The sequence below is a fragment of the Oscillibacter valericigenes genome (assembly GCF_021531915.1).
Classification (GTDB): Bacteria; Bacillota; Clostridia; order Oscillospirales; family Oscillospiraceae; genus Oscillibacter; species Oscillibacter valericigenes_A.
In genome coordinates this window covers 169142-195945 of sequence record NZ_JAFBIV010000001.1, presented here as the reverse complement: position 1 = coordinate 195945, position 26804 = coordinate 169142, and the positions used below count along the sequence as shown (strand labels likewise).

Below are 26804 nucleotides of genomic sequence, written 5' to 3'. Positions count from 1 at the left end.
TCCCCGGTTTTTTCCAGAAGCAAACAGGAAGGACGCCCGGCGTCCTTCCTGTTGTTTTTCATGCAAACTTATGTGGACCTTGCCACCACGGTGGAGAAATTGAACCAGCCCCGGGCGTCCCGCGCCGCACCAGTCAGGGTATCCCGCAGCTCCCAGGCAGTGCCCATGGTATACAGGGGGCTCAGGGCGTAGTCGCCCAGCAGCAGGGCCTCCGCATCGTGGAGGCATCCCATACGGGCAGTGCCGTCCGCCGCGCTGGCGATGATGGCCATAAGGGTGTCATAAGCGCTGTTCTCGTAAGCCGCCACGTTGTCCTGGCTGTCGGAGGTCCACTCCATCAGGAAACACTCTGCGTCGTTGCCGGCAGCCTCCAGATCCACGCCCGCCAGGGTGTATTCTCCCTTGCGGAGGGCCGACCACAGCTCCCGGGTGGTGACGCCTTTAGGCACCACTGTGATGCCCAGGGTCTCCTGCCACTGGCGGCACAGCTCCTCCGCCACGGCGGCGTTGGCCCCCTCCTCCACATACAGGTACTCCAGCTCTCCCAGGACGGAGCCCCGGTCATAGCCAGCCTCGCTCAGCAGGTCCGCCGCCTCCTGACAGCGGGTCTCGTACTGCTCCGGGTCGTTGTCCAGCAGGACACCGCCCACTGTGCGGAAGTCGCCTTCCTCATTTTCCGGAACGCCGCAGGGCACCAGCCCCTCTGCCGCCCGGGCAGTGACGCCGGCTGCCGCCGCCAGGGCGTTCCGGTCGATCACCTGGGCCATGGCCTGTCGGATCATCACATCCTCCAGCAGCTCATGGTCGCAGTTGTAAATTACCGTGTAGGTACTCAGCTGCGGGATGGCGGTCCACTCCTCGTCCGCTGTCAGCTCCGTCAGCCGCTCCTGGGTCAGGGGCCAGACAGCGTCTACTTCCTTATTCTCATACAGCTCCCAGGCCTCCTCCGCGTCCTCCGCAAACCGGAAGGTCAGGGTCTTCGGGCCCAGCTGGTCGCTGTTGTACCGCTCACTGGCAGTCAGTTCCAGATACTCACTGAACTGATAGCCCGTGGCCAGATAGGGACCGTTGGTCACCAGAGCCGTGGGATCGCTCCACCAGGCACGGGCCTCGCCGTCCGCCCCGGTGGCCTGGATGCCCGCCTCCTTCAGCCGCTGCACCACATCCCTGCGCAGAGGCATGGTGGCGGGAGAGGTGCAGACCTCCCGCAGGAACCAGTCGTAATTGCCGTTCAGCGTCACCACCAGGGTGGTGGCATTCTTAGCCATCACCTGCAGCTGGCTCATATCCCCCGAGGCCCGGGCCTCCTCATAGCCGCAGACCACGCTGAGCAGGGCCGCATAGGGGGAATAGCTGGCGGGGTCCGCCAGCCGCTGCCAGGCGTAGACAAAATCCGTCGCCTTGACGCTCTGCCCGTCGGACCATCGGGCGCTGCGGAGGCGGAAGGTGTAGGTGACGGTCCCGTCAAAGTTCTCCTCCACGCTCACATTTTTCGCCATGCCGTTGACCACGGCGGTCCCCCCGGCGCCATCCGGCGCCACTTTCAGCAGATTTTCGTACAGGTGGACCAGCACTGTCTGGCTGTTGATATCCTCGGCATAAATGGGGTCCAGGGTGGTCACCCGGCTCCCCACGGAGACAGACAGGGAAACACTGTCTCCTCCATCCGCGCATCCCGCCAGCACGGAAACACACAATACGGCCGCCAGCAGCAATGACACGGCCCTTTTCAGTTTGCGCATAGACCGGCTCCTTTTGCATCGAAAAAATCGGGTGCCGCGGAAGCAGCACCGCATTTGATCAAAACCCACAAATATTATAAAGAATTTTGGCAGACTTGTAAAGGCAACCAGGCGAAAAAGTAACAAATAATTACAAAATTTTAGAAATCGTTCATAAAGTTTCCGGTCCCTTCCGATTTCTCCCGAACGTCTTTCCCCCATAAAAGCCGAGAACACAGAAAAACGCCCCGCCTGACGGCGGGGCGTTTGATCTTCTCTTCATCAGGCGGGGGCCAGCTTGCCGTTTTCGTCGAATTTCACCGGGACGATTTCGTTCCGGGTCTTCTTGGCAATGTCGTCGATCCGCATCTTGGAGGGATAGTCCGCGATCAGGCTGACGGCCACGCCCTGGCGCCTGGCCCGGCCGGTACGGCCGATGCGGTGGATATAGTCCTGGTTCTCGTCGGGCACGTCGCAGTTGAACACGATGTCCACGTCGTCCACGTCAATGCCACGAGCGGCCACATCGGTGGAGACAAAGACCCGCAGCTTGCCCTGGCGGAACTTGTCCATCACCTGCTCCCGCTTCTTCTGGGGAATGTCTCCGTGGATGCACTCGGCGTCGATGCCCCGCAGCTGCAGGAACTTGGTGATCCGCTCCGTGGAGCCCTTGGTGTTGCAGAAGGCCATGCAGCGGTCAAAGCCCGTCTCGTTGAGAATTCTCTCAATGGCGTCGGCCTTGCCGTCGTAGCTGACATCCATGCGGAACTGCTTGATGTCGGGCTTGTTCTTCTCGTCCTCCCGGACGGTGATCTCCGCCGCGTCCCGCTGATACACCCAGGCAATGTCCATGACCTCCCGGGAGATGGTGGCGGAAAACAGGCCCAGGTTTTTCCGCTTGTCCATGCGGTCCAGCAGGCGGGTCACATCGTGGATGAAGCCCATGTCCAGCATCCGGTCCGCCTCGTCCAGCACCACGGTCTGGGCGGTATCCACCCGGACGGTGCGGCGCTTCATGTGGTCGCTGAGGCGGCCGGGGGTAGCCACCACGATCTGGGGCCGCTTTTTCAGCGTATCGATCTGCCGGCCAATGGGCTGGCCGCCGTACAGGCAAACGCAGCGGACGCCGGGCTTGTACCGAGACAGGTCCCGGATCTCATCGGTGATCTGGATGGCCAGTTCCCGGGTAGGGGCCAGGATGACGGCCTGCACGGATTCGTCCTCAGGGTCCACATGCTCCACGATGGGGATGCCGTAGGCAAAGGTCTTGCCCGTGCCGGTGGGGGCCTTGGCGATCACGTCCTGCCAGTCCATCATGGGCGGGATGCAGCCTGCCTGCACCGGCGTGGAGACCTCGATCTCCCGCTGAGCAATGGCCCGCATGATCTCCGGTGACAGTCCCAAACTGTCAAATCGTACACCTTCTGTATATTCCATAGCGTTTTTCCTTTTCTTTTGACTGAATTTCAGGTAGTATTATAACCGTAAAACACCTTCTTGTAAAGCAAAACGGCAAAGGATGGCGCGGATTTGTCCTTTTTCTCAGGAAGTTTTGGAATTTAGTAAAAATCTGCACAAAACCCTCATTATTCATCGGTTTTTTGAGAAAAAACCGCGTATTTTTGTAGTAAAATTTTGTATTGCCTCTACATGAGATTCCTCTTTTTATGATAAATTGAACATGCAAAGACTTTTCTCTGAACGGAGGTGTCAAACGTGGATGAGATGGCCTATGTCCGCATTTTGCGCGACTTACGGGAGGACGCCGACAAGACCCAGACTCAGATCGCCGAAGTCCTGGGGACCTCCCAGACCATGTACGCCAGGTATGAACGCGGTGCCAATGAATTGCCCATCCACCATCTGATCACTCTGAGCAAATATTACGGTGTCAGCACTGATTATTTGCTGGGTTTGAGTAAAGAGCGTTAACGTACGGACAGAAAAGCTCCCGGCCATGGCCGGGAGCTTTTTGTCTTACTTGTGAGGCACGTGCCAGATGTTGTCGGCGTACTCCGCCACGGCCCGGTCAGCAGCGAAGATGCCACTGCGGGCGATATTGTGGATGCTCATGCGGTTCCACCGCTCAGCGTTGCCGTAGGTCTCCGCCATGCGCTGCTCCGCCTGGCAGTAGGACGCAAAGTCCGCCAGCAGCAGATACTCGTCGGCAGGACTTCCGCCGGCGCCGAACAGCAGCCGCTGGTACAGATCCTCGTAGCTGACGCCGTCCCGGAAACCCTTCCGCAGGGCGTTCAGGCAGTTCTGCAGCACCGGGTCCCGGTTGTACAGCCGCTGGGGTACATAGCCCTCCTTCTTCAGCCGCTCCACCTCATCCGCGTGGAGGCCGAAGAGGAACATGTTCTCGTCGCCCAGGACCTCATGCATCTCCACGTTGGCGCCGTCCAGGGTGCCAACGGTCAGTGCGCCGTTCATCATGAACTTCATGTTGCCGGTGCCGCTGGCCTCCTTGCCGGCAGTGGAGATCTGCTGGCTGACCTCGCTGGCGGGCATCAGACGCTCCGCCAGAGAGACCCGGTAGTTCTCCAGGAACACCACCTGCAGCTTGTCCTTACAGATGGGGTTGTGGTCGATCTCGTCCGCCAGGGAGTTGATCAGGCGGATGATGCGCTTGGCCACGGCATAGCCGGGGGCGGCCTTGGCGCCGAAGAGGAAGGTGTGGGGATGGGTGATGGCGTTGGGGTCTTCCTGCAGCTTCTGATACAGGCTGATGATATGCAGCACATTCAGCAGCTGGCGCTTGTACTCATGGAGCCGCTTCACCTGCACGTCGAAGATGGCGTCGGGATTCAGCACCACGCCCTGGGTCTTCTTGGCGTAGGCGGCGAAGTCCTCCTTGTTCTTCCGCTTGATGGCGGCCAGCCGCGCCTGGACCGTCTTGTCGTCGGCGTAATCGTCCAGCTTCCGCAGAGCGGCGGGATGGGTCAGGTACTCGTCGCCGCCGGTCAGGTCCCGGATCAGGCCGTCCAGGCCAGGGTTGATCTCGCTGAGCCAGCGGCGGTGGTCGATGCCGTTGGTGACGTTCTGGAACTTCCAGGGCTCCATGCCGCAGGCTTCCTTGAAAACGTCCTTCTTCAGAATATCGGAGTGGAGGCCGCTGACGCCGTTGACGGCGATACCGCCGGCAATGCACAGGTTGGCCATGCGGACCTCGCCGTCCCAGAGGATGGCCATCTTCTTGGTCTTGGTAGGATCGTGATAGAACTCCTCCACCTTCTTCTGCCAGCGGGCGGAGATCTCCTGGATGATCTGCCAGATACGGGGCAGCAGGGTCTCCACCAGGCTCTGGGGCCAGCGCTCCAGGGCCTCGGCCAGCACCGTGTGATTGGTGTAGGCCACGGACTGGCGGGTGATGTCCCAGGCCTCGTCCCAGCTCATGCCGGCCTCGTCGATGAAGATGCGCATCAGCTCGGGGATCACCAGGGTGGGATGGGTGTCGTTGATCTGGATGACGTTCTTCTCATGGAAGTTTTTCAGGGTGCCGTAGGTCTCCAGATGATTGCGGGCGATGGACTGCACCGTGGCGGACACGAAAAAGTACTGCTGCTTCAGGCGCAGGGACTTGCCCTCGTAATGGTTGTCCTCGGGATAGAGGATGCGGGCGATGGTCTTGGCCATGGCCTCTTCCTCGGCCGCTTTCAGATATTCACCACGGGAAAACAGGGCCATGTCCACGGGATGGCTGGCCCGGGCGTCCCACAGGCGCAGGGTGTTGACATGCTTGGTGCCGTAGCCCGCCACCACCATGTCGCAGGGGATGGCCTGGACGGTAATGGCGTTCTCGTTGACGATGTGCAGGTGGCCGTCGTCCCAGAACTCCCGCAGGGTGCCGCCGAAGCGGACCTCCTGGGCCTCCTCGGGCTTGGGCAGCAGCCAGGCGGCGCCCAGATTCTTCCAGTCGTCAGGCAGCTCCACCTGCTGACCCTCCACGATCTTCTGCTTGAAGATGCCCAGCTCATAGCAGATGGAATAGCCGGTAGCGGGGATCTCCAGGGTGGTCATGGAATCCAGATAGCAGGCGGCTAGGCGGCCCAGGCCGCCGTTGCCCAGGCCCGCGTCGGGCTCCAGTTCAAAGATATCGGCGGCCTTGAAGCCCAGGTGCTCCAGCGCCTCCTTCAGCTGGGGCAGGACCTCCAGGTTGTAGGCGTTCTTCATCAGGCTGCGGCCCATGAGGAACTCCAGAGACAGGTAGTGCACCTGCTTCTGCTGCTCCCGGCGGGCCTTCTTGTGGGACTCCACGCCGCGGATGGCCATCACGTCCCGCAGCACCAGGGCGCTGGCCTTCATCATCTCCTGGTCGGTGGCTTCGTCAGGCGCCTTTCCGAAGTTCAGCATCAGCTTGGCAGTCAGCGCCTCTTCCAGTGTTTTCGTGGTAAATGGTGTCATGGATGTTGTTTACTCCGCCTGATCCTCCTTTTTGGACTTGGCGGGCCCTTTCTTTTTGGTCTCTTTTTTCGGGGTCTCTTTCTGTTCGGTATCTTTTTTGGCGGATTCCTTCTTGGGAGTCGCCTTTTTTACGGTCTTTTTCTCTGCCTTTCCGGCCTTCTTTTCGGCTTTTTCAGGCTTTTCGGCCTTTTCGGCCTTCTTGGCCGCGGTCCTGCGGACGGTTTTCTTCTTGGGCTTCTCCTCAGCGGGGGCCTCCTCCGGAACGGCTACTTCCGCCTTCTCCTCGGCGAAGGCCGTCACGGCGGGCTCCTCCGCGGCGGGGGCGGGCACGGGCCAGGTCTGGCCGGTAATATTGGCGTATATCCGCAGGTACTCTTTGGCGCTTCTGGCCCAGCTGAAATCGCCGGCCATGGCCCGCTTGCGCAGGCGGTCAAAGGCGTCGGGATTCTCCTTGTACAGCTGCACCGCCTCGCGGATCACGTAGAGCATGTCGCCGCTGGCGTAATTGGTGAAGGAGAAGCCGTTGCCCGCATCCCGCCAGGCCTCGTAGGCGTGGACGGTGTCCTTCAGGCCGCCGGCCTCCCGGACGATGGGCACGGTGCCGTACCGCATGGCGATCATCTGGCTCAGACCGCAGGGTTCGCTCTTGGAGGGCATCAGGAACAGATCGGCGCCGGCGTAAATGGCCATGGACAGCGCCTCGTTGTAGTCCAGGCGCACGGCCATGCGGCCGCTGTACTGCTGGGCGGCCCAGTAGAAGAACTCCTCGTATCTCTGGTCGCCCTTGCCAAGGATCACCAACTGCACCGGGAGCTCCATAATATCATGGAGAACCTCGCAAATCAAGTCCAAACCTTTGTGGGAGACCAGGCGGCTGACCATAGCCAAGATCGGCGTACCGGCCTCCTCCCGCAGGCCCAGCATCCGCTGCAGGGCGGCCTTGTCCTCCGCCTTGCCGCTCATATCCTCCGCAGAGTACCGGGCGGTGATCCGCTGGTCAGCAGAGGGGTCGTAGAGCTTCATGTCGATGCCGTTGAGCACGCCGTACAGCTTATAGTCGCACTGACGGATGATATTCTCCAGCCGGTGGGCGTAATAGGCCATTTTCAGCTCGTTGGCGTAGGTGGGGGACACGGCGTTGACGGCATCGGCGCAGAGGATGGCGCCCTTCAGCAGGTTCACATCTCCGTCCATGACGATGGTGCCGTCGTTGGCCCAGCCCTGATTCAGGCCGAACAGGTTGCCCAGGGTCTCCATGCCGTAGCGGCCCTGGTACTCGATGTTGTGGATGGTCAGGGTGGTCTTGATGGAGCGGAAGCGGTCCTCCCGCACGCCGTCATCCTTCAGATAGATGGGCACCAGGGCAGTCTGCCAGTCGTTGCAGTGGATGACCTCCGGCCAGAATTTCAGGTGGCCCAGCATCCGCACGATGGCCCGGGAGAAGAAGCCGAAGCGCTCGCCGTCGTCCATGTAGCCGTACAGGTCGGGCCGGTTGAAGTACTGCTCGTTGTCCAGGAAGTACCAGGTAACACCGTCCCGCTCCAGAGAGAACAGGCCGCAGTAGCTGTGCCGCCAGGCCAGGTCCACGAAGTCATAGCACTCGAAGTGCAGCTGGTCGCCGAACTTCTCCCGCACCTTCTGGTACAGGGGCAGGACAACTGCCACCTCGGCGCCCTCGGCCGCCAGAGCCGGAGGCAGAGAGCCCGCCACGTCCGCCAATCCACCGGTCTTACAGAAGGGGACAGCCTCGCTGGTCGCATACAAAATCTTCATAAAGTTCTCCTTTTCACCACAAATTCCACTTCGTAATCGGTTTACTAAGATGCTTGGGAAAGGGGGGACGCAAGTCCCCCCTTCAAGACTTAAACGATGCTGCCCTTGGCGATCACAATAGGATAGGTCGCGTGGCCCATGAGGCTGCGGCCCGCCTGGATCTTCACATCCTTATCCGCGATGACATAGGCCAGCTGGCTGTTGGCGCTCACCACGTCCTCCTTGAACAGCACACTGTTCCGGACCACGGCGCCGGCCTCTACCACCACGCCGGGGAACAGGACGGAATTCTCCACCGTGCCCTCGATGCGGCAGCCCTCGGCCACCAGGGAGTTGACGCAGCGGCCGTTGGAACCCACATAGGTAGAGGCCTTGTCCGCACCCTTGGCCCGGATGGGACGCTGGGCAGTGAACAGCTCCGCCCGGATGGCGGGGTCCAGCAGCTGCATGCTGCGGTCATAATACTCCTGGACGGAGCGGACCTGGGCGGCAAAGCCCTCCCAGATGTAGGTGCGCAGGGTCAGGGTATCCTTCTTGGCCCGCAGCACATCCCGGCGCCAGCTGAACTGGTCCTTGGCGTGGCACTCGTCCACCAGCTCCTTCAGCAGCTTGGTGGAAACGATATAGACCTCCAGGCCCCGGTAACCCCGGGGAGTGGTCAGGTTATAAAGGACCTCCGTGACCCGGCCCTCGGCGTTCTTCTCGAAATAGGTGCCGCCGGCAGTGGCGAAGCTGTCGTTTCCGCAGACCACGGTGATATCCGCACCGGACTTCACGTGGTCCTCATAAATGTCCGCCAGGGGCAGGTTGGCCACCAGGTCGCCCTCCATCAGGGCCACATAGTCCTGGCGGATGGTGTCCAGATAGGTGCGGACGCCGGCCAAGGCCTCCAGCTTGCCCCGGAAGGGCATGGTGCCCCAATCCTTCTGGTAGTTGAAGGGAGGCAGAATGCGCAGGCCGCCGCGCTTGCGGCTCAGGTCCCAGACCTTGCCGGTGCCCAGATGATCCACCATGCTCTGGTAGCGGCCGTGGAGCACCACGCCCACGTCCGTCACGCCGGCGTTCACCAGGTTGGACAGGGCAAAATCCACCATGCGGTACCGTCCGCCGAAGGGGATAGACGCGGAGGAGCGGATCTCGCTCAGTTCCCGCAGGTCGTTGCGCTTTTCATAGGAAAAGATAATTCCGTGCAGTCCGTTCATTTGGACACCTCCTCACCGTTGCGGTCCAGCATGGTGCCGGGGGCCACCTGTCTTCCTTCCGCCACCTGGCAGTGGGGCGCCAGGACCGTCAGGCCCCATTTGCCGCCCTCCGCGCTCTCGGGCGTGCCGCCCACATGGCAGTTCTTTCCGATGCGGCACTCCTCGCCCAGGATGGCGTATTCCACCACGGCGCCGGGCTCCACCACTGTGCCGGGCAGCAGCACGGAATAGCTGACGCGGGCATCTGCACCCACCACCACGTTGGGGGACAGCACGGAGTTCTCCACCGTGCCCTCAATGTCGCTGCCGCGGTTGAAGGCGCTGTGGGTCACACGGGAATTGCTGCCCAGGAAGGTGGGCGGCGCATTGACGGAGCGGGCGTAGATGGGCCAGGACTCGTCGCTCAGGTCCAGACCGGACTCGGGAGACAGCATGTCCATGTTGGCGTCCCACAGGGACTCCAGAGTGCCCACGTCCTTCCAGTAGCCTGCGAAGCGGTAGGCGGCCATCCGCTCGCCGTTATTCAGCATGGCGGGGATCACGTTCTTACCGAAGTCGTTCTCGGAGTTGGGGTCGGCCTCGTCCTCGGTCAGGTACTTCCGCAGGGCCTGCCAGGAGAACACGTAGATGCCCATGGAAGCCAGATTGCTCTTGGGCTCCTTGGGCTTCTCGGCAAACTCCGTGATCATGTCCTCCTCATTGACGGCCATGATGCCGAAGCGGGAGGCCTCGGCCCAGGGCACCTCCATGACGGAGATGGTGCAGGCGGCACCCGCCGCCTTGTGGCGGGCCACCATGTCGGAGTAGTCCATTTTATAGATGTGGTCACCGGAGAGGATCACCACATACTCGGGATCGTACAGGTCGATGAAGCCGATGTTCTGATAGATGGCGTTGGCGGTACCCTTGTACCAGGTGCCGCCCTTGCTGCCCTGATAGGGGGGCAGGATATGTACGCCGCCGTCGCTGCCGTCCAGGTCCCAGGGCTGGCCGCTGCCGATATAGCTGTTCAGCTCCAGGGGACGGTACTGGGTCAGGACGCCCACGGTGTCGATGCCGGAATTGGTGCAGTTGGACAGGGGAAAGTCGATGATGCGGTATTTGCCGCCGAAGGGTACGGCAGGCTTCGCCATTTCGCCGGTGAGCACGTACAACCGGCTGCCCTGGCCGCCGGCCAGCAGCATGGCGATGCATTCTTTTTTCATGGTTTCTCCAGCTCCTTTGCCTGTATTTTCATCCTGCGCAAGGGGCTCCGCCCCGCCGCGGCACCGGACCGGGATGTCCCCCGGCGCCGCTCTCTCTTCACACGCATACAGTTTCTAATTTATTATACTTCTTCCAAAAATGACCGTCAAGGATACCCCCGTCGAAAAAAGCGGCCGCTTTTGGTTTATTCTCCCAGTTTGTTTTCTGTTTTGCCCATATTATTTGTGCATTTTTGTCGATTTTTGAAAAAATTTTACAGTCCTTGCAAAAATTTCTATATGTCCCCATCTCAGGCGGGCATACCTTGATTTTACGCACTCTGTCTGATAAAATGAGTTGATTTTTGTCGTTTCTTTCAGGAGGCAGCTATGTTTTCATTTCTCACGGACTTTTCCATCAACGGGTTTCCCCTGTGGATCGTTCTTCTGATCTGCGTGGGCGTATTCCTGGCGTCCTTCATGGACGCCATCGCCGGAGGCGGCGGCATCATCTCCGTCCCCACCTATCTGATCGCCTTTACCGGCCTGCCCACCTATTACGCCCTGGGCACCAACAAACTCTCCGCCGGCATCGGCACCATCTTCTCCACCGCCCGGTTCATCAAAAACGGCTATGTGAACTGGCGGCTGTTCGCCCCCTCCATCGTCCTGGCCCTGCTGGGCTCCATGGGCGGCACCTGGCTCCAGCTCCACACCCCGGACAAGGTGCTGAAATATCTGCTGCTGTTCGTGCTGCCGGTGGTGGCCTTCGTCACCCTGCGGAACCGGGAGTGGCCCGACGAGCCGGGAGAGATCGACTTCAGAAAACAGGCGGCCATCGTCTGGGCAGCCTCCTTCGTCATCGGCGCCTACGACGGCTATTACGGCCCCGGCACCGGCACCTTCCTGATGCTGATCTTCATCCGCCTCGCCAAGCTGGACACCCGCCACGCCGCCGGCGGTGTGAAGGTCATCAACCTGTCCTCCAACCTGGGCAGTCTTTTCACCGCCCTGATGGCGGGCAAGGTATTTATCGGTGTGGGCCTGGTCTCCGCCGTGGCCTCCATCGCCGGCCACTACATCGGCGCCGGTCTTGCCATCAAAAACGGCAGCAGGATCGTCCGCCCCACCGTCATCATCGTCCTGGTCCTGCTGACGCTGAAGGTCGGCAGCGAGCTGTTGTTTCCCGAATTCTGGAGCTGAGGTGTGCATATGATGAAACAGAGTATCGGCATTTTGGGCGGCATGGGGCCGCTTGCCACGGCGGACCTGTTCCGCAAGATCGTTTTGCTGACGGACGCCGCCCGGGACAACGACCACATCCGCGTCTACATCGACGACAACGCCTCTATCCCCGACCGCACCGCCGCCATTCTGTCCGGCGGCGCTGACCCCCTGCCCGCCATGACGGACTCCCTGCGGAAGCTGGAGGCCTGCGGAGCGGACTGCATCATCATGCCCTGCAACACCGCCCACTACTTCCTGCCCCGGCTCCAGGCCCTGACCAAGATTCCCTTTCTCAGCATGCTGGAGACCACCGCCCGGACCTGCGCCGCCCGGTTCCCTGGCGGCACCGCCGCGGTGCTGGCAACCAAAGGCACTTTATCCGCCGGGCTCTATCAGGCGGCGCTGGAAAAGGAAGGTGTGTCCTTTCTACTCCCCAACGACGCGGAGCAGGATGCCCTGATGCGGGTGATCTACGACGGCGTCAAGGCCGGAAAAGAGCCGGAGGATTACCGGGCGGACATGGAGTCTGTGGTGGAGGCACTCACCGCCCGGGGCGCCGATTACTTGATTTTAGGTTGTACGGAACTGCCCCTGGCGGCCCAGGCCCTGGCCCTGAACGTTCCCGCGGTGGACCCCACGGAGGAGCTGGCAAAGGCCGCTATCCGCTTTGCCGGATACGGTGTCAAGGGATCTTGATTGCCAGTCTTCTGTTCATAATTTTTTCACAAATTCTTTACAGCCCTGCATTTTTTTGATATACTGATGGATATTTCAAACACAGCTATGCCACACTGCTGTGATGAAGTGTTCTGTGAAGTAAGTGTAGAAAGAGTATGAGGTGAATGTATGAAGAAAAAAGTAAGTCTCCCCATGCAGATCCTGATTGCCCTGATCCTGGGCGTTATCGTTGGCCTGATCTGCTATTTTACCGGCACAGCCGATTTTACCGCCAACTATCTGAAACCCTTCGGCACCATCTTTGTGAACCTGCTGAAGTTCATCGTGGTCCCTGTGGTGCTGTTCTCCATGATCGACGGCATCCTGTCCATGGATGACATGAAGAAGGTGGGCGCTGTGGGCTGGAAGACCGTGGCATTCTTCCTGTGCACCACCGCCATTGCCTGCGTCATCGGTCTGGTGATGGCCAACATCTTCAACGGTGCCGGCCTGTTCCCCACCCTGGCTCTGGAAGAGGGCGCCGTGTGGGAGAAGGCCACCAGCGCCAAGTTTATGGACACCCTGGTGGGAATCTTCCCCAGCAACATGTGGGATGCCTTTGTGAAGGCCAATATGCTGCAGGTCATTGTGATCGCCCTGTTCTTCGGCGGCGCCATCATGGCTGCCGGCGAGAAGGGCAAGCTGTGCCGTGATATCGTCACCTCCTTCAACGAGGTCATCAACAAGCTGATGGCTTTCATCATCAGCCTCTCCCCCATCGGCGTGTTCGCCATGATGGCCTGGGTGGTGGCTACCCAGGGCGCTCAGATCCTGGGCTCTCTGGCTCTGGTGCTGCTGTGCGCCTACATCGCCTATATCATCCACGCCGTGCTGGTGTATTCCTTCTCCGCCAAGGCTTTCGCCGGCATCAATCCCGTGAAGTTCTTCAAGGGTGCCTTCGCCGCCATGATGTTCGCCTTTACCTCCACCTCCTCCGCGGCTACCCTGCCCGTTTCCAAGGAGTGCGCCCATGAGCTGGGCGCCGAGGACGACATCGCCGCCTTCGTGCTGCCCCTGGGCTCCACCATCAACATGGACGGCACCGCCATTTACCAATGCGTTGCCACCGTGTTCCTGGCCACCTGCGCCGGCATGCACCTGACCATCGGCCAGATGGTCACCATTGTCGTCACCGCCACCCTGGCCTCCATCGGCACCGCGGGCGTCTCCGGCGCCGGCATGATCATGCTGGCCATGGTGCTGACCGCCATGGGCATCGACGTGAACCTGATCATGATCATCTACGGTGTGGACCGCCTGTTCGACATGGGCCGTACCTGCCTGAACGTCACCGGCGACATCGCCTGCTCCCTGTGCGTCACCAAATGGGAGAGCAAAAAGTCCAAGAAGTAAGTCCCGTCTTTCCCCCAACCGCCCGCCGGGTCTCCGGCGGGCGGCTTTTTGCGCGGATTGCCAAACTTCTCCAGCCCCCGGTCCGGCATAAGGCGGAAAATATTGAGGATACTACCAGTTGTCAACGATACTGCAATTCACACAAGAAGGAGTTTTCGATATGAAGGCAACTGGAATCGTGCGGCGGATCGACTAACGCGGTATAATGGGACAAAGTCGGGAAAGCCTTGATATGACGGAGTTTTTCGCTGATTTTGTCCAACCTTCAGCCACATAAAATACGGCCTCTTGAGCCACCCGACTACATAAAACCTCGTGAAATGGAGGTGGAATGCTGTCCGGGATGTCAGAAAGGCGCTCACTGCATCCTGCGGATGCTGTGAGTGCCTTTTTGCATCAAAATAATAATTATACAGAAACGGAGGCATTTACAGATGGCTTGTAATGTTACCGCGATCACCAACCAAAAAGGCGGTGTCGGCAAAACGACGACTGCCTTGAACCTCGCCGCTGCTCTCTGTGCGGAAGGCAAGAAAGTCCTTCTCATCGACAACGACCCACAGGGCAATCTTACCGCAGCTCTCGGCTATACCCCGGGCGAGCAGAAGAACACTCTGGCGAAACTATTACTTGTTCAAATCGACTCCCCGGAGGATCTGGAACTCCACCTCTCTCGTGCGGTGCTACATACCGAGAGCGGTCTTGCCCTGATCCCCGCCAACAAACGGCTTGCCGATGCTGCTGCCCGCTTGCAGGTGATGCAGCTTTCGCAGTACAACGCATCTGGCATCTCGGATGACCCTTGCGAGAAAGTGCTTGACAAGTTGTTGGCACCTCTGCGTGGGCAGTACGATTACATCATCATCGACTGTGGTCTGAAGCACGAACTACTAACCGTGAATGCTCTGGCTACGGCAGACTACTGCATCATTCCGGTACAGGCCCATTTCCTCGCCAGTGAAGGCATTCCTGATGTGTTGGAAATGGTTCGGAATGTGCAGAGCCGTTTTAATCCCAAGCTGGAGGTCGCCGGTATCCTGCTGACCATGTATCAGTCCCGTCCGCAGCTTTGTCAAAGTGTCCGCGCCAGTGTGGGAGAAATCTATGGTGACAGCATTCATGTTTTCGAGCGCCCTATCGAGCAAACCATCAAGGTTGCGGAGTGTCCTGCGGTAGGTATGAGCATACTCGACTATGCACCTAAGAACCCTGCCGCCGAATCTTACCGTTCTCTTGCTCAGGAGGTGCTGCGGCTTGGCTAAAAAGAGCATGGATGAACTGCTGAAAAAACGCATGAGCGCCACACAGCAGGCATCGGAGCTAGAAGTCGGCAATGAGGCATACGAAAAACTGTTTCAGGCGGCACATTCTTCGACAGAAGCAAAATTTTGTGAGCTGTCCATCGACAAGCTCCGTCCTTTCTTCACGGCGGATATTGGATTTCACCCCTACCCACCCGAAAAACTCAAAGCTTTTTCCCAGCAGCTTTCAGAACAGGGCATCTATGAACGCATTATCGTTCGCCCAATCCCCAATGACGACCATTATGAGATACTTGCCGGTCACAATCGCACAGCAGCTTGGAATATGAATGGACATTCCACAATTCCTGCCGAAATTGTAGAAGCAGATGATGCGCAGGCAATTTCCATTGCTACCGCCACCAATCTTCTGCGTCGGCAGGACTTAACGATCATAGAACGGGGCAAAGCGTATAAGGCAATGCTGGATGCACAGAAACGGCAAGGTGCAAGAAGCGACATCGAGACTTCTGGCGATTCTCGCCAGAGGTTTCTCACTCGTGAAATCGTGTCGGCGTTTTTCGGTGTGACCGAATATGAGATCCGCAAGGCTATCAAAATGACGCAGCTCATACCGGAGCTTCAAGAGATTATAGAGAATCGTCCGAAGGCCCTCCCTGTGACCTGTGCAGAGAAAATTGCAGACTTTGATGCCGATTCTCAGTGTGCTTTCATTGAGATGTGCTCCATCGAAGGATATCAGCTGAATATGGCCACGGTAAGCTACATTGTGCAAAAATGTCCCCCTCCCTGCGCCGACAAGCAGCTTGTGTATGCCGCATGGAGAGAAGCCAGGGCAACAGAAGATAGACGGCGTATGGCGCCGCCCAAAGAAATCCGGTTTAATCGGAAACGGTTTGCGCCGTATTTGGATAAGCTGGGCAGCGACGTGGACTTGGAGGATCTGTTTCTTGAGTTCTTGAAGAGCAGAATTGGTTAGAGTATAATGAAGTCGAAAATCACGCCGGATTGAATTGTTGAGGTTCTTGTTATGAGTGAGCAGGATAAAATCCAGTTGTTTGAAAATCAAATAATCCGCACGGTTTGGGATGAGGAACGAGAAGAATGGTTTTTTTCCGTTGTCGATGTCTGTGCCGTTTTAACAGGGTCAGATAATCCCCGCCGTTATTGGAGTGACCTGAAGCGAAAAATGAAGGCGGAGGGTGCAGTTCAGTTGTACGAAAATATCGTACAGCTGAAAATGAAATCATCTGATGGCAAGAGCTATAAGACGGATGCTGCAGATACAGAGCAACTCCTCCGAATTATCCAGTCCATCCCTTCGCCTCGTGCTGAACCCTTTAAACTATGGCTTGCTCAGGTCGGCTGCGAGCGTATTGAGGAGACCATCGATCCAGAACAAGCCATTGACCGTGCATTGGAGACCTATCTGAAGAAGGGATATGACCCTGACTGGGTACATCAAAGGCTGCTGTCCATTCGCATCCGCAATGAACTGACTGAGGAATGGCAGAAGCGTGGCGTGGAAAAAGGCAAAGAGTACGCTATTCTGACCGATGAAATTACCCGCACATGGTCTGGCATGACGACCCGCCAGTACAAAAACCTCAAGGGACTGAAAAAGGAAAACCTCCGGGACAATATGAGCGATACAGAGTTGGTTTTGACCATGCTGGCTGAGGCATCGACCAGAGATATTTCCAGAGAGGCCAAGCCGGAAGGTTTTTCAGCCAGCATGGACATTGCCCAGCAGGGTGGTGAGGTTGCGGGAGTTGCGCGGAAAGCATTGGAAGCGCGCACGGGCAAGCCAGTCATCACGGAGAAAAACGCTGCTCAGCTGAATTCTTTGGTAGTTGACATGCTTGAAGGAGCATCTGCGCTTCCGGATCAGACTGAATCAGAAGATACAGACAAATAATTTAACCTTTAAGAAATAAGCTTGGCACCGCTTTTGCGGTGCCGGGCTTTTTTTATGCCGCGGGGAGGTAATAAAGATGTCCGAAGTGAGAAAGAAAATACGGACCGTCCGTGCTCAGAATCCGTTTGACGATGGCGCAGAAGAGCGCCTGCGCAGGATGAACATGATCCACGCGGAAGGAACGATAAATAAGCCGGCCCTGTTTGCGCTGAGTGGTGTGTATGCCGGCCTGTTCTTTGATGACCTGTGTGACTTCCACCAGGATTACTCCCTGGTGAAAGACGATCTGAACCAGCTTTTTGCGGCTGCCGATAAGGCTGAGTCCCGGCAGAAGTTCCTGTTAATCTGCCTGCAATACGATGGGCTAAGCCAGCCACTACCCAACCCCATCTGGTGGATCAGTGGTAATCCGGAGCTTGCCGGGATATTTGCAGATGCCTACATCCAGCATTTGAAACAGTTGAGTAACTCTGAGGAGGTGTCATAACCATGAAGGGCATTTTAATTTACCAGCCACCGGAAAAAGATGCCCAGTTTCCCAACTTCATCGAAGGACTTGACCCACGCTTGCGGGAAAAGATCCTTTTGCGGCTTTATCAGCTATCCCTGCCGCAGAAACCGGAATTAAAAGAACCCCATTTCAAGCGGTTTTCATTAGAACGCTATCGTGATCTGTGTGAGCTGCGGGTGAAGAGTAAAATGCTGATTCGAATTATCTTCCATCTTCGCCCCAATGGGGATGTGCTGCTCCTACACGGCTTCATCAAGCACCAGAAGCGAGATACCATGCAGGCTCTGGAGCAGTCATTGCGAATACTGGACGCACTGCGGGAGCACCCGGAGCGCGCAGTAGAATATAAGATCAAGGAGGAAAATGCATCGTGAATCAAACATCCCGTACCAACCCGAGCGCTGCGGACAAGACTACCGCAGAAAAAAACTGAGAAGGAGGTTCCCGTAAACTATGAAAAAAGCTATTCTTTGTGTGCTGCTGACTCTGGTCATGTCCGCAAACGCCTTTGCTCTGGAGGTACCCACGGATACGGTGATCCAGAATCTGAATGGCAGCCAGCAAGCCATCAAGACCTACACCATCCCCCCTGACCAGGACCCCGCAATCCTCATAGAGGAACCCTTTGAACTGGAGGGCTTCCTCTACACCTTTGCAAATATCACCAAGACTGAAAATCCCGTTGAGGAGACCAAGAAGCATACGGAAGTCATCACCATTGAGACAGCCAAGAAAGATCTGTCGGTGATTTTGGAGCATCTGGAGCCCACCATCGAATACGATGATGGCGTTTTCAAGGGCACCCTTGCTCTGGACCACACCAGCATCGCTACCGAGGCCGCCGGGTACACCACCAAGAGCTATACCGTGACTGAAACAAAGACCATCGGCCAACTGGACCGCAACGATATGTCCTATGTCCCCGCCACCACTGTAAAAGACGGACGGACATTAACCCTTGCCAATGTGGAGTGGCAGGTCACCGGCACTGACCTTGTGGGGGAAACACTGATGCCCTCGTCCTATCAGGCCATTGCCACCTATTCTGCCAAGGCTTCTTACAACGCCGCCACCGGATACATCACCACCGCTGAATATGTGGGAGATGTCACCCATGAGGGCACTGAGAGCATTACCTATGTTCTTACCTATCTTGGTACCGAACTCGATTCCAGAACATCGAAGTCCGATGGTGTCGCCGGTCTGATTGGTAATGTTGGTACATTTCTCGCCGCCAACTGGCCCTTCCTGCTTGCCGGGGCTGGCCTGATTATTGCTGTCGTCTTCGGCACCCTGTTTGTGCGTAATCGCAGAAAAGCCAATTGCATTGAGGATGGAGAAATCATGGAAGAAGAATCTGAAGAAGAACAGGAGGCTCTGCATCAATGAAACACATGAGGCGACTGATTTGCATGGCGCTGATGATTGCGACAGTGTTATCGCTGTCAGTCAGTGCTTTTGCTGTTGATTACACCTTTGAGTCCACATCGGATATCGAATATTATCCCTCTACTTCCTACGGGGACATCTATGGTTCCTTATATAATTATAGCGGCATCAATCTTGCGGACTACCAGATCCCCGAACTGCCCTATGGCAGCTTCAGCACCACGCAGACCGGCGTGATGGAAAAAGTCCATCTGCCCGGCCTACAGCAGTATGTAAACGTATCTGCCGGGACCGGCGGATACGGCATTGACGCAGGAGGCTACGGTACCCCTGTTATTTCCGGTGGAACCACCATTACTCCTATCTATCGTGAGCCTGCCTACACCAGTGCGGAGGACATGGAGCGCAAAGATGGCAGCATCGGCACTCTGAAGATTCCTGTTTTAGATATTAACATGAAGGTCTGGGAGGGCGAAACCAATGCCAGCATGGCAAAGGGACTGGGCCATTACAGCACCACTTCTGCCTGGGACGGCAATGTGGGCGTCTGCGGCCATAACAGAGGTGCCAAGTATGTGATCGGTGACATTAAGAACTTGGAGATTGGCGATACCATCACCTATACCACCATCTATGGTACCCGCACCTACGAGGTTATCCTGGTAAAGGCCATCTCTAGTTCCGACTGGAGCTACCTGCAGGCAACAGCTGACAATCGCATCACTATCACCACCTGCCTTGCCAACCAGCCCAGCAAGAGAGTCTGCGTACAGGCAGTGGAAGTGGATCGCTGAAAGCCTTGCGGTGCAACGATTCCAGGAGTTGAGTTTTAGCGGCGTAGTGATTTCAAATAAACCTTTGACACGATGAGATTTCTGTATTATTCTCAAATCACTCCGGAGAATATAAATCCCAAAGGAAGTATCAGATTGGTACAGAAATTCAAGCCCCAGAGGAAGGACGATGAAGTAAGGATTAAAATGGACATCACTGTTGACCTTCCTGTGGAAGTCGCGGAACAAGCTGAGCGGATGGGGATATGTGAATTTGACAGATGTGTCTATGACGAAGATACCCGCCGCATGACAGCAAGTGTGACCACTGTTTTTTATCGGAAGGGAGCGTGATACTGTGAAACGCATCTCATACTTTTTTGCCGGAATCCTTATTGGCATGACGCTGTTCGGTGGAACCGCAGCTTATGCCACTGGCGTCGTGGCAGAGCATAGCAAGCACCCTATCTATGTGGATGGCGAGCAGGTGCAAATGGAAGCATATATCATCAACGGCAACAACTATGTCAAGCTTCGGGATATCGGGAAGGTCGTTGGCTTTAATGTTTTCTGGAAAGACGGCGTTCAGGTGGACAGCAGTTCCCCCTACACAGGCGAGGAGCCGAAGCAGGAAATGCCAGAGGAGACCGTCCTGAATGTCGAAGCTGCCTGCCAAGAGATTGTAGACCTGACCAACAACCTGCGCCGGGAACATGGCCTGTCCGCACTTACTAAAAATGATAAGCTGATGGAGGCGGCGCAAGTCCGGGCAGAGGAAATGGCAGCGACTAGCACCTATTCGCATACTCGCCCGAATGGCGAGAAGTATTACACCGTCACGAACTGCCCGTACACAGCAGAGAATATTCACCGCATTGCAACCCGGTATCTGATACAGCACGGTGTCGGTCTTGCGGAAGCAGCGGTGGATGGCTGGTCGAACTCGGAAGGGCATCTCAAAAACATGCTCAATAACCAGCTATCTTCCATCGGCGTGGGCATTGCCAAAGGCGTCAACGCCAGTGACGAGGAAAGCTGGTACTGTGTCCAGCTATTCCTCTATGATGGCTATGTGATTTCTCAGGTAGATACCTTTGCCGCATAATACACCAAGTATTTCAACTGAATACCAGTTTTTGAAGAAAGCAGACCGTATCACACGACGGTCTGCTTTTTTGCACAGATTTTTAGGAAAGGAACTGAATATGAAAGCATTGAAAAAGCGCATTGTTTCCATGCTGCTGGTGCTGGTGACATTACTCACCATCTTGCCGACCTCGGCATTTGCAGCGACCTCCACCGGCACCGGAATCACGCCGACCACAGACCCGAACCGCTGGACCACCCGGCTGACATCTACCGGCCAGCCCTATTCCTACCGTCCGCCCATGGCTGCGGGAAAGCAGCTCTACTGCATGGACCTGGGCTATTCCTACCGGTATGGCACGGCCAGCTTCCTCAATAGCTACTCTTACACCAGCGCCACCGGCGCGGATGCAGATGCCCTGTGGGAGAAAGCAATCGCCAAGACAGGCCTGGGTGAGATGGACGCCATCACCAAAGAAAATGTCAAATGGATGATGTCCTATATTGCGGACTATACCGGCGAGATCCCCGGCAGTCTGTTCATGGCGCTCCAGACCTACATCTGGGACAACCAGAGCGACAAATCCGCGGGCGGCGATACCTCCGGCGATATTGACGCTGGCGGCTTTGCCAATGCGGATACCTACGAAACCTATGTAGGCTACTACAACTGGATGCTGGGCCAGAAGGCCGATGAGGATGCCGAACTTCAGGCCCAGGTGGAACAGTACGCCGTCGAGGGCAAGCAGGCGTCTATCGTGGAGGATACGTCCAGCAAGTGGGCCGTTCTTGCGATCTCCGGTGTATCCGGCCGCCAGAGCTTCTTTGCCTATCACGCAGCCCGTAAGGTGGTAACAGACGATAAGCCGGAAGGCGGCGACAATCCGCCCCCTCCTGTTGCCGGTGATGGCGATATCACGTTCAAAAAGGTGATTGCCGGAACTACCCGTGGCCTGGACGGCGCGGTCTATAACATCTACCGTGACGGCCAGATCGTGGGCAGCGATGTGACCTCCGGTGGCGGCATCATCACAGTCAACGATGTGACCAAGGGACTGTGGACGTTTGTGGAGGTGGAGGCCCCGGAGGGCTACGCCCTGGACCCCACGCCCCACAGCGTCTATGTAGATGTGACAGACGGCAATAAGCAGTACACCGTTTCCGCCAGCAACAGCCCTCTGCCCAGCCTGAAAATCACCAAGGCAGACGCCCAGACCTTTGCCAAGGTCAAGGCCACTTTCCAGGTGGAATCTCTTACGGGCGGCTACTCCACCACCGTTACCGTGGATGGTGAAAAGACACTGCCCGACCTCCAGCCCGGCGTCTACCGCATCACTGAGCAGTCTGTGGAAGAACCCTACATCAAGACCGGCACCCACCAGGACATCGCCCTGCTGGCCGGAGCTGGGACGGTGGAAGCTGCCTTCACCAACTACCAGAAGCCCGGCCTTGAAATTTTGAAGCGAAATATCGCCACGGGCGACCCCATTGCCCATGTGACCTACAAAATCGAGCAGATCGACGGCGGTTACAGTACCTCTGACACCACCGACAGCAAGGGCCGCATCTTCCTTGAAAACATTCCCGTGGGCAGTTACAAAATCACGGAGGTCAATGTACCCTCCGATGTCATCCTCTGCGACATTCCGCAGACCATCGCCCTCGGCCCCGGCGAGACCCGGACGGTGACGTTCTTCAATGCAGTCAAGCCTTCGCTGAAAATCATCAAGCGGTGCGAGATTACGAAGAACCCCATTCCCAACACCAAGTTCCATATCTGGTGGGGTTCCGACAACACTACGACCGGCGCACTGGATGACCTGGGCAGTTTCTATACCGACGAAAACGGCGAGATCATCTTTACGGGCGATGCCCTTAACAGCGGGTGGTATAAAGTAACGGAGGAGGCCCCGGCAGCGGGCTTCGCGCCTGCAGATGAACCGACACAGGAGTTCTATCTGGCCGGAAATGAGAGCGCAGTTAAGATTTGGGAAAACCGACCTCTCAGCGCATTGGTGGTTTTCAAGTATGACGCCAAGACCGGGGCCGCTCTCCAGGGAGCGGAGTTCCAGGTGCGCTACCTGGGTGGCACCTCCGGCACCGGCGGTACGGCCATTGGCACCTATACCACTTCGGAAAACGGCGCTTTTGTTGTTACGGGCCTAAAGGCTGGCACCTATATTGTCGAGGAAACCAAAGCCAGTCCTTATTACTCTATCGACACCCCGCCCCAGACGGTTTTGCTAACTGGTAAAGACCAGGACGTTGTGACGCTGCGGTTCAGCAATCAGCCCTATGGCTCCGTCCTCATCAAGAAGCTGGCGGATGATGCCAACAAGACGCCGCTGGAGGGTGCCACTTTCCTTGTCACCGACGATAAGGGGACATTCATCGGCACGTCCAACGGAGAGTTCACCACGGACAAGTCTGGCTCCATTCAGCTTCCCAAGGTGCCTGCCGGAACGACCATCGTGGCAAAGGAGATCCGGGCCCCGGAGGGCTACGCACTGGACGGCACCCCCCAGACCATTACGGTGCAGGCAGGCGAAAATTCCCCGCTGACCTTCTACGATAAGCCCCTCTGCAGCCTCACCATTTTGAAGCGGGATGCGGTGACAAAGCTGCCGCTGAAAAATGCGGAGTTCATTGTCAAGGACAGTGACGGCACTCTGTTGGGCACGGATAATGGCCGTTTTACTACCGGAAGCGATGGCACATTTACAGTCTATGGCCTGACGCCCAATTCAACAGTCATCGTATCTGAATCTAGGGCACCCGCAGGCTACGTTAAGGACGAGACGCCTAAAAGTATCATCGTCAGGAGCAACACGCAGAACAGCCTGATTTTTGACAATGAACCTACCACGACCCTCATCATTCAGAAATATATTGAGGGAACTGATAATGAGCCGTTGGCCGGGGTTGCATTCAAGGTGACAGATGGTTCCGGTGCAGCCGTAGGACCTGACGGTGGGGTCTACTATACGAATGATGCGGGCGAAATCGTGTTGTCAGATATTGAACCCGGCACCACTGTTACCGTGCGTGAAATCAAGACCGTAGACGGCTTTGTGTTGAATGGCACCCCTCAGCAGATCTTCATCAAGGCAGGTACTGTGCAGCGGTTGACATTCTGGAACCAGCGCGAATGTTCTTTGACGATCTTGAAGCAGAGCACGGATAAGAAGCCTCTGGCCGGAGCGGAGTTCCTGGTGACAGACGCAGAGGGCCGTGCTATCGGCACCAATAATGGCCGCTACACCAGTGACCGCAACGGCCTTGTTACCATCACGGGTCTCCAGCCGGGCCAGACGCTGGTGATCTCCGAGGAAAAGGCCCCGGCAGGCTATGTCCGAGATACGACGCCCAAGACCATTGTAATCAAAGCAGATACCCCGAACAGTGTTATCTTTGAGAACGCCCCTGTGGGCTGCCTCATCATCAACAAACTCAGCACGGACCACAAGACCCCACTGGAGGGTGTGACCTTCAAAATTACTATGGCGAATGGCGAGTTTGTCCCCGATGAAAACGGTAAAATCAGCAGCAACGGCCTGTACTACACGGACGCTGGAGGGCAGATCATCCTGAAAGGGGTCACGGGCACATTGGTCGTAACGGAGCTGGAGAGTATCCCCGGTTACACCATTGACGAGAATACCCGGACGCAGACCGTTGTGGTGAACCCGGACGATACCCAATCACTCTACTTTTACAACAAGCCCGTGGGCGGCGTGGAGATCATCAAAACCGACGCAGACCACCCGGAGGTCAGAATCCCCAAGGTGACCTTTGAGGTTCGCAGGATGGATGACGGGCTGGTGGACACGGTTACCACAGACGCCAATGGCAGAGTGTTCCTGACACTGGAGGACGGAGACTATTACGCCGTTGAAATCAAGGCGGCTGATGGCTACAAACTGGACGATACCCCGCACTACTTCACCGTGGCGGACGGCAAACCCACGAAGCTGCCCGTTACCAACAAGGCGTTCAGCGGCATCCTGATCCATAAAATTTCCTCAACTACCGGCAAGGGCATTTACGGCGTGACCTTCCTGCTGTACGACAGTGGGAAAAATCCCATTGGGCAGTACACCAGTGACCAGAACGGTTATGTCTATATCGACGACCTCCCCAGTGGTGGCCGTTATTATCTGCGAGAACTGGAAAACGAGGGATATATCCCGGACACCCAGCTCAAAACCGTTTATGTGACCGCCGGTAAAACTAAGGAAATTGAGTGGAAGAATACGCCCATCACCGGTCAGATCCAGATTTACAAGTACGCAGCCGAGTATAACGAAATCACCGGCACTGCTCCCGGCGCTCCTTTGCAGGGCGCAGTCTATGAGATCATCAACGCCCGCAGCGGCAAGGTGGTGGACTACATCACCACGGACGCCCGCGGTGTGGCAGCCAGCAAGCCCCTCCCTCTGACCCGCTATCAGATTCGCGAGGTCTCTGCGCCCGCCTACTGGCAGGTGTCTTCCGAGGTTTTCGATGTGACACTGGAATACGCTGGTCAGATCATCAAGCTCTCTGCCTACGACAAGACTGCCGAACTGGGCGTTTCTATTACCAAGCGCGGCAATGCCGCTGTCCTGGCCGGCACCCAGATGCGCTACGACATTACCGTGGCTAACACCTCCAATGTTGATCTCGAGAGTTTTTTCTGGCATGACCGCATTCCCACCGATATTGCCCGAGCGACGACGCTTACCACCGGCACCTACAGTGCAAGACTCAATTACCGCGTTCTGTATAAAACGAACTACAGCGCAAACTATCAGGTGCTTGCCACCAATCTGCTCACAACCAACAACTACTCTTTCGCTCTGAATGCCATCCCCATGCAGGCAGGCGAAGTTATCACCGATGTCTACTTTGACTTTGGTAAGGTACCTGTTGGCTTCCAGAGTATTTCCAATCCCACGCTGAGCGTCATGGTCAATGGCAATGCCGCCAATGGATATTACATGACCAACCGCGCTGATGTGGGCGGCAAGTATCAGGGTACTTGGCAGACAGCCAACGCAAGCTGGGTGACTATCGTTCAGCGTTACGGAACTACACCCTCCCTTCCCAAGACCGGTTATTGACGCTCTCATCACAGTAAAAATCCATAACAACTGACTATTGGCCTGCGCAGGATGCCTTAAAAGCATCCTGCGCAGGCCTTTAACATGAAGGAGGCAATTTTTTATGGAAAAAAACCAGGTTCGCTTCGTCCCCATCAAGCATTGTTCCAAAGCGACGGAGCGTATGCACGGCGCATACTTCCGGGATTTTGTTCAGATGATGCTCTGCCACGCATGGTCCATCGGTATTCTGGAGGCCGAGCTGTGGGGCGACATCCCGAATATCGCAAAGGCGGCTGTGCTGCATGATGTTGGAAAAAACGCGCTGCCGCAAAAGATCGTTAATAAAAAGGATAAGCTGACCACTAAGGAATACGAGGAGATGCAGCAGCACACCATTTTGGGCGCCGCGTTTTTAGATCTCCTCGTTCCGGAAGTGAAAGATAGCGATATTTACGACTACGCCAGGGAGATCTGTTTTCACCACCATGAGCGTGTAAACGGCCGCGGTTTTCCCCAGGGGCTGTGCGGAGATGAGATCCCGACATATGTTCAGGTCGTCAGCCTTGCCGATGTGTATGACGCCCTGCGCACCGACCGCAGTTACCGCGAAGCCATCCCGCCTGAAAAAGCGGTGAAGATGATCTATGACGAGGAGTGCGGTGCCTTTGATCCGGACTTGTTTGACGCCTTTGAGCCGCTTTTTGAGGAGTTCTGGAAGCTGGCACATACGCTGGCAAAAGACACGCACCCCCTCGACTGACAGCTTCGCCATGAAATATCCGTACATTCCGGAAGGGACAGAGCCATGCTCTGTCCCTTCTTGCAACACGAAGGAGGTTCCCATGAGAAAGCTATATCGGCTTTATGTTTCCTGTCTCATTCTCATGCTGCTGACCGCCGTGCTGACGGTTCCTGCCCTTGCGGTGGACGATATGTGGACGGTCGCAAACAGGATTATTGTGGACGTTTACAGCAAGATTGCAGGCATCAGTACGGTGTTGGCCGGGTTAATGTCCGCAGTGGCAGTTGTAGGCGCAAAGTTGTCCAACAATCAGCACAAAGTCGATCAGGCGTGGGATTGGCTCAAGCGAATCTGGATTGCTTGGGCCATCATCAACGGCATCGGCGCTTTCATCGCCTATGTTGCTCCGCTGTTCAATGGTCTTGCAACGCTGACCCCGTAATGCGGACAGCACCCCG

General features: G+C 56.8%; 22 protein-coding genes. 16 read left to right on the top strand and 6 right to left on the bottom strand.

Annotated elements, in window-relative coordinates; genetic code table 11:
* Positions 1–68 precede the first annotated feature (68 nt).
* On the bottom strand, positions 69–1742 hold the full coding sequence (locus JQM66_RS00875) for a peptide ABC transporter substrate-binding protein (protein WP_235227932.1): 1674 nt from the start codon (positions 1740–1742) through the stop codon (positions 69–71).
* Positions 1743–2003: 261 nt separating this feature from the next.
* A complete protein-coding gene (locus tag JQM66_RS00870; protein WP_235227931.1) occupies positions 2004–3158 on the bottom strand; it encodes a DEAD/DEAH box helicase in 1155 nt (384 codons plus the stop codon).
* Between the two features lie 288 nt (positions 3159–3446).
* Between JQM66_RS00870 and JQM66_RS00865 the strand changes: the two genes are divergently transcribed.
* Positions 3447–3653 (top strand): helix-turn-helix domain-containing protein, encoded by a 207-nt coding sequence (locus JQM66_RS00865; RefSeq protein WP_235228060.1) that lies wholly within the window; start codon positions 3447–3449, stop codon positions 3651–3653.
* A gap of 45 nt (positions 3654–3698) precedes the next feature.
* On the opposite strand, the gene JQM66_RS00860 is transcribed toward JQM66_RS00865, so the two are convergent.
* The 4 genes from JQM66_RS00860 to JQM66_RS00845 all read right to left on the bottom strand — a co-directional run bounded on the left by JQM66_RS00860 (position 3699) and on the right by JQM66_RS00845 (position 10305).
* Positions 3699–6125, bottom strand: a complete 2427-nt coding sequence (locus JQM66_RS00860; RefSeq protein ID WP_235227930.1) for a glycogen/starch/alpha-glucan phosphorylase — start codon at positions 6123–6125, stop codon at positions 3699–3701.
* Between the two features lie 9 nt (positions 6126–6134).
* Positions 6135–7898: a glycogen synthase GlgA gene (gene glgA, locus JQM66_RS00855; RefSeq protein ID WP_235227929.1), complete on the bottom strand. Its 1764-nt coding sequence runs from the start codon at positions 7896–7898 to the stop codon at positions 6135–6137.
* Between the two features lie 89 nt (positions 7899–7987).
* Positions 7988–9100, bottom strand: coding sequence for a glucose-1-phosphate adenylyltransferase subunit GlgD (gene glgD, locus JQM66_RS00850; RefSeq protein ID WP_235227928.1), 1113 nt, complete (start codon positions 9098–9100; stop codon positions 7988–7990).
* Positions 9097–10305 carry a glucose-1-phosphate adenylyltransferase gene (locus JQM66_RS00845; protein ID WP_235227927.1) on the bottom strand — a complete coding sequence of 403 codons (1209 nt, stop codon included), beginning with the start codon at positions 10303–10305 and terminating at the stop codon, positions 9097–9099. Before JQM66_RS00845 ends, glgD begins: the two co-directional genes overlap by 4 nt.
* A gap of 369 nt (positions 10306–10674) precedes the next feature.
* On the opposite strand from JQM66_RS00845, the gene JQM66_RS00840 reads away from it, so the two are divergent.
* The 15 genes from JQM66_RS00840 to JQM66_RS00770 all read left to right on the top strand — a co-directional run bounded on the left by JQM66_RS00840 (position 10675) and on the right by JQM66_RS00770 (position 26788).
* A complete protein-coding gene (locus JQM66_RS00840; protein WP_235227926.1) occupies positions 10675–11487 on the top strand; it encodes a sulfite exporter TauE/SafE family protein in 813 nt (270 codons plus the stop codon).
* 9 nt (positions 11488–11496) lie between these two features.
* Positions 11497–12207: a cysteate racemase gene (gene cuyB / locus JQM66_RS00835; protein ID WP_235227925.1), complete on the top strand. Its 711-nt coding sequence runs from the start codon at positions 11497–11499 to the stop codon at positions 12205–12207.
* Between the two features lie 150 nt (positions 12208–12357).
* The gene (locus JQM66_RS00830) at positions 12358–13581 is read left to right on the top strand and encodes a dicarboxylate/amino acid:cation symporter (protein WP_235227924.1); all 1224 of its coding nucleotides are present in this window, start codon (positions 12358–12360) and stop codon (positions 13579–13581) included.
* A 434-nt stretch (positions 13582–14015) separates the two neighbouring features.
* The gene (locus JQM66_RS00825; RefSeq protein WP_235227923.1) at positions 14016–14843 is read left to right on the top strand and encodes a ParA family protein; all 828 of its coding nucleotides are present in this window, start codon (positions 14016–14018) and stop codon (positions 14841–14843) included.
* The gene (locus tag JQM66_RS00820; RefSeq protein ID WP_235227922.1) at positions 14836–15822 is read left to right on the top strand and encodes a ParB/RepB/Spo0J family partition protein; all 987 of its coding nucleotides are present in this window, start codon (positions 14836–14838) and stop codon (positions 15820–15822) included. The genes JQM66_RS00825 and JQM66_RS00820 overlap by 8 nt, the downstream gene beginning before the upstream one ends.
* A gap of 51 nt (positions 15823–15873) precedes the next feature.
* Complete coding sequence (locus JQM66_RS00815) at positions 15874–16761, top strand: BRO-N domain-containing protein (RefSeq protein WP_235227921.1); 888 nt, start codon at positions 15874–15876, stop codon at positions 16759–16761.
* 76 nt (positions 16762–16837) lie between these two features.
* On the top strand, positions 16838–17248 hold the full coding sequence (locus tag JQM66_RS00810) for a hypothetical protein (protein WP_235227920.1): 411 nt from the start codon (positions 16838–16840) through the stop codon (positions 17246–17248).
* A gap of 2 nt (positions 17249–17250) precedes the next feature.
* Entirely contained in the window at positions 17251–17646 is a 396-nt protein-coding gene (locus JQM66_RS00805; protein WP_235227919.1) for a type II toxin-antitoxin system RelE/ParE family toxin, read from the top strand.
* 79 nt (positions 17647–17725) lie between these two features.
* On the top strand, positions 17726–18661 hold the full coding sequence (locus JQM66_RS00800) for a hypothetical protein (RefSeq protein WP_235227918.1): 936 nt from the start codon (positions 17726–17728) through the stop codon (positions 18659–18661).
* Positions 18658–19455 carry a sortase gene (locus JQM66_RS00795; RefSeq protein WP_235227917.1) on the top strand — a complete coding sequence of 266 codons (798 nt, stop codon included), beginning with the start codon at positions 18658–18660 and terminating at the stop codon, positions 19453–19455. The genes JQM66_RS00800 and JQM66_RS00795 overlap by 4 nt, the downstream gene beginning before the upstream one ends.
* Before the next feature lie 135 nt (positions 19456–19590).
* On the top strand, positions 19591–19788 hold the full coding sequence (locus JQM66_RS00790; protein ID WP_235227916.1) for a hypothetical protein: 198 nt from the start codon (positions 19591–19593) through the stop codon (positions 19786–19788).
* Positions 19789–19792: 4 nt separating this feature from the next.
* Positions 19793–20539 (top strand): CAP domain-containing protein, encoded by a 747-nt coding sequence (locus tag JQM66_RS00785; protein ID WP_235227915.1) that lies wholly within the window; start codon positions 19793–19795, stop codon positions 20537–20539.
* Between the two features lie 100 nt (positions 20540–20639).
* Positions 20640–25622, top strand: coding sequence for a SpaA isopeptide-forming pilin-related protein (locus JQM66_RS00780; RefSeq protein ID WP_235227914.1), 4983 nt, complete (start codon positions 20640–20642; stop codon positions 25620–25622).
* A gap of 103 nt (positions 25623–25725) precedes the next feature.
* On the top strand, positions 25726–26364 hold the full coding sequence (locus JQM66_RS00775) for an HD-GYP domain-containing protein (RefSeq protein ID WP_235227913.1): 639 nt from the start codon (positions 25726–25728) through the stop codon (positions 26362–26364).
* A gap of 82 nt (positions 26365–26446) precedes the next feature.
* On the top strand, positions 26447–26788 hold the full coding sequence (locus JQM66_RS00770; protein WP_235227912.1) for a hypothetical protein: 342 nt from the start codon (positions 26447–26449) through the stop codon (positions 26786–26788).
* The last annotated feature ends 16 nt before the right edge of the window (positions 26789–26804 follow it).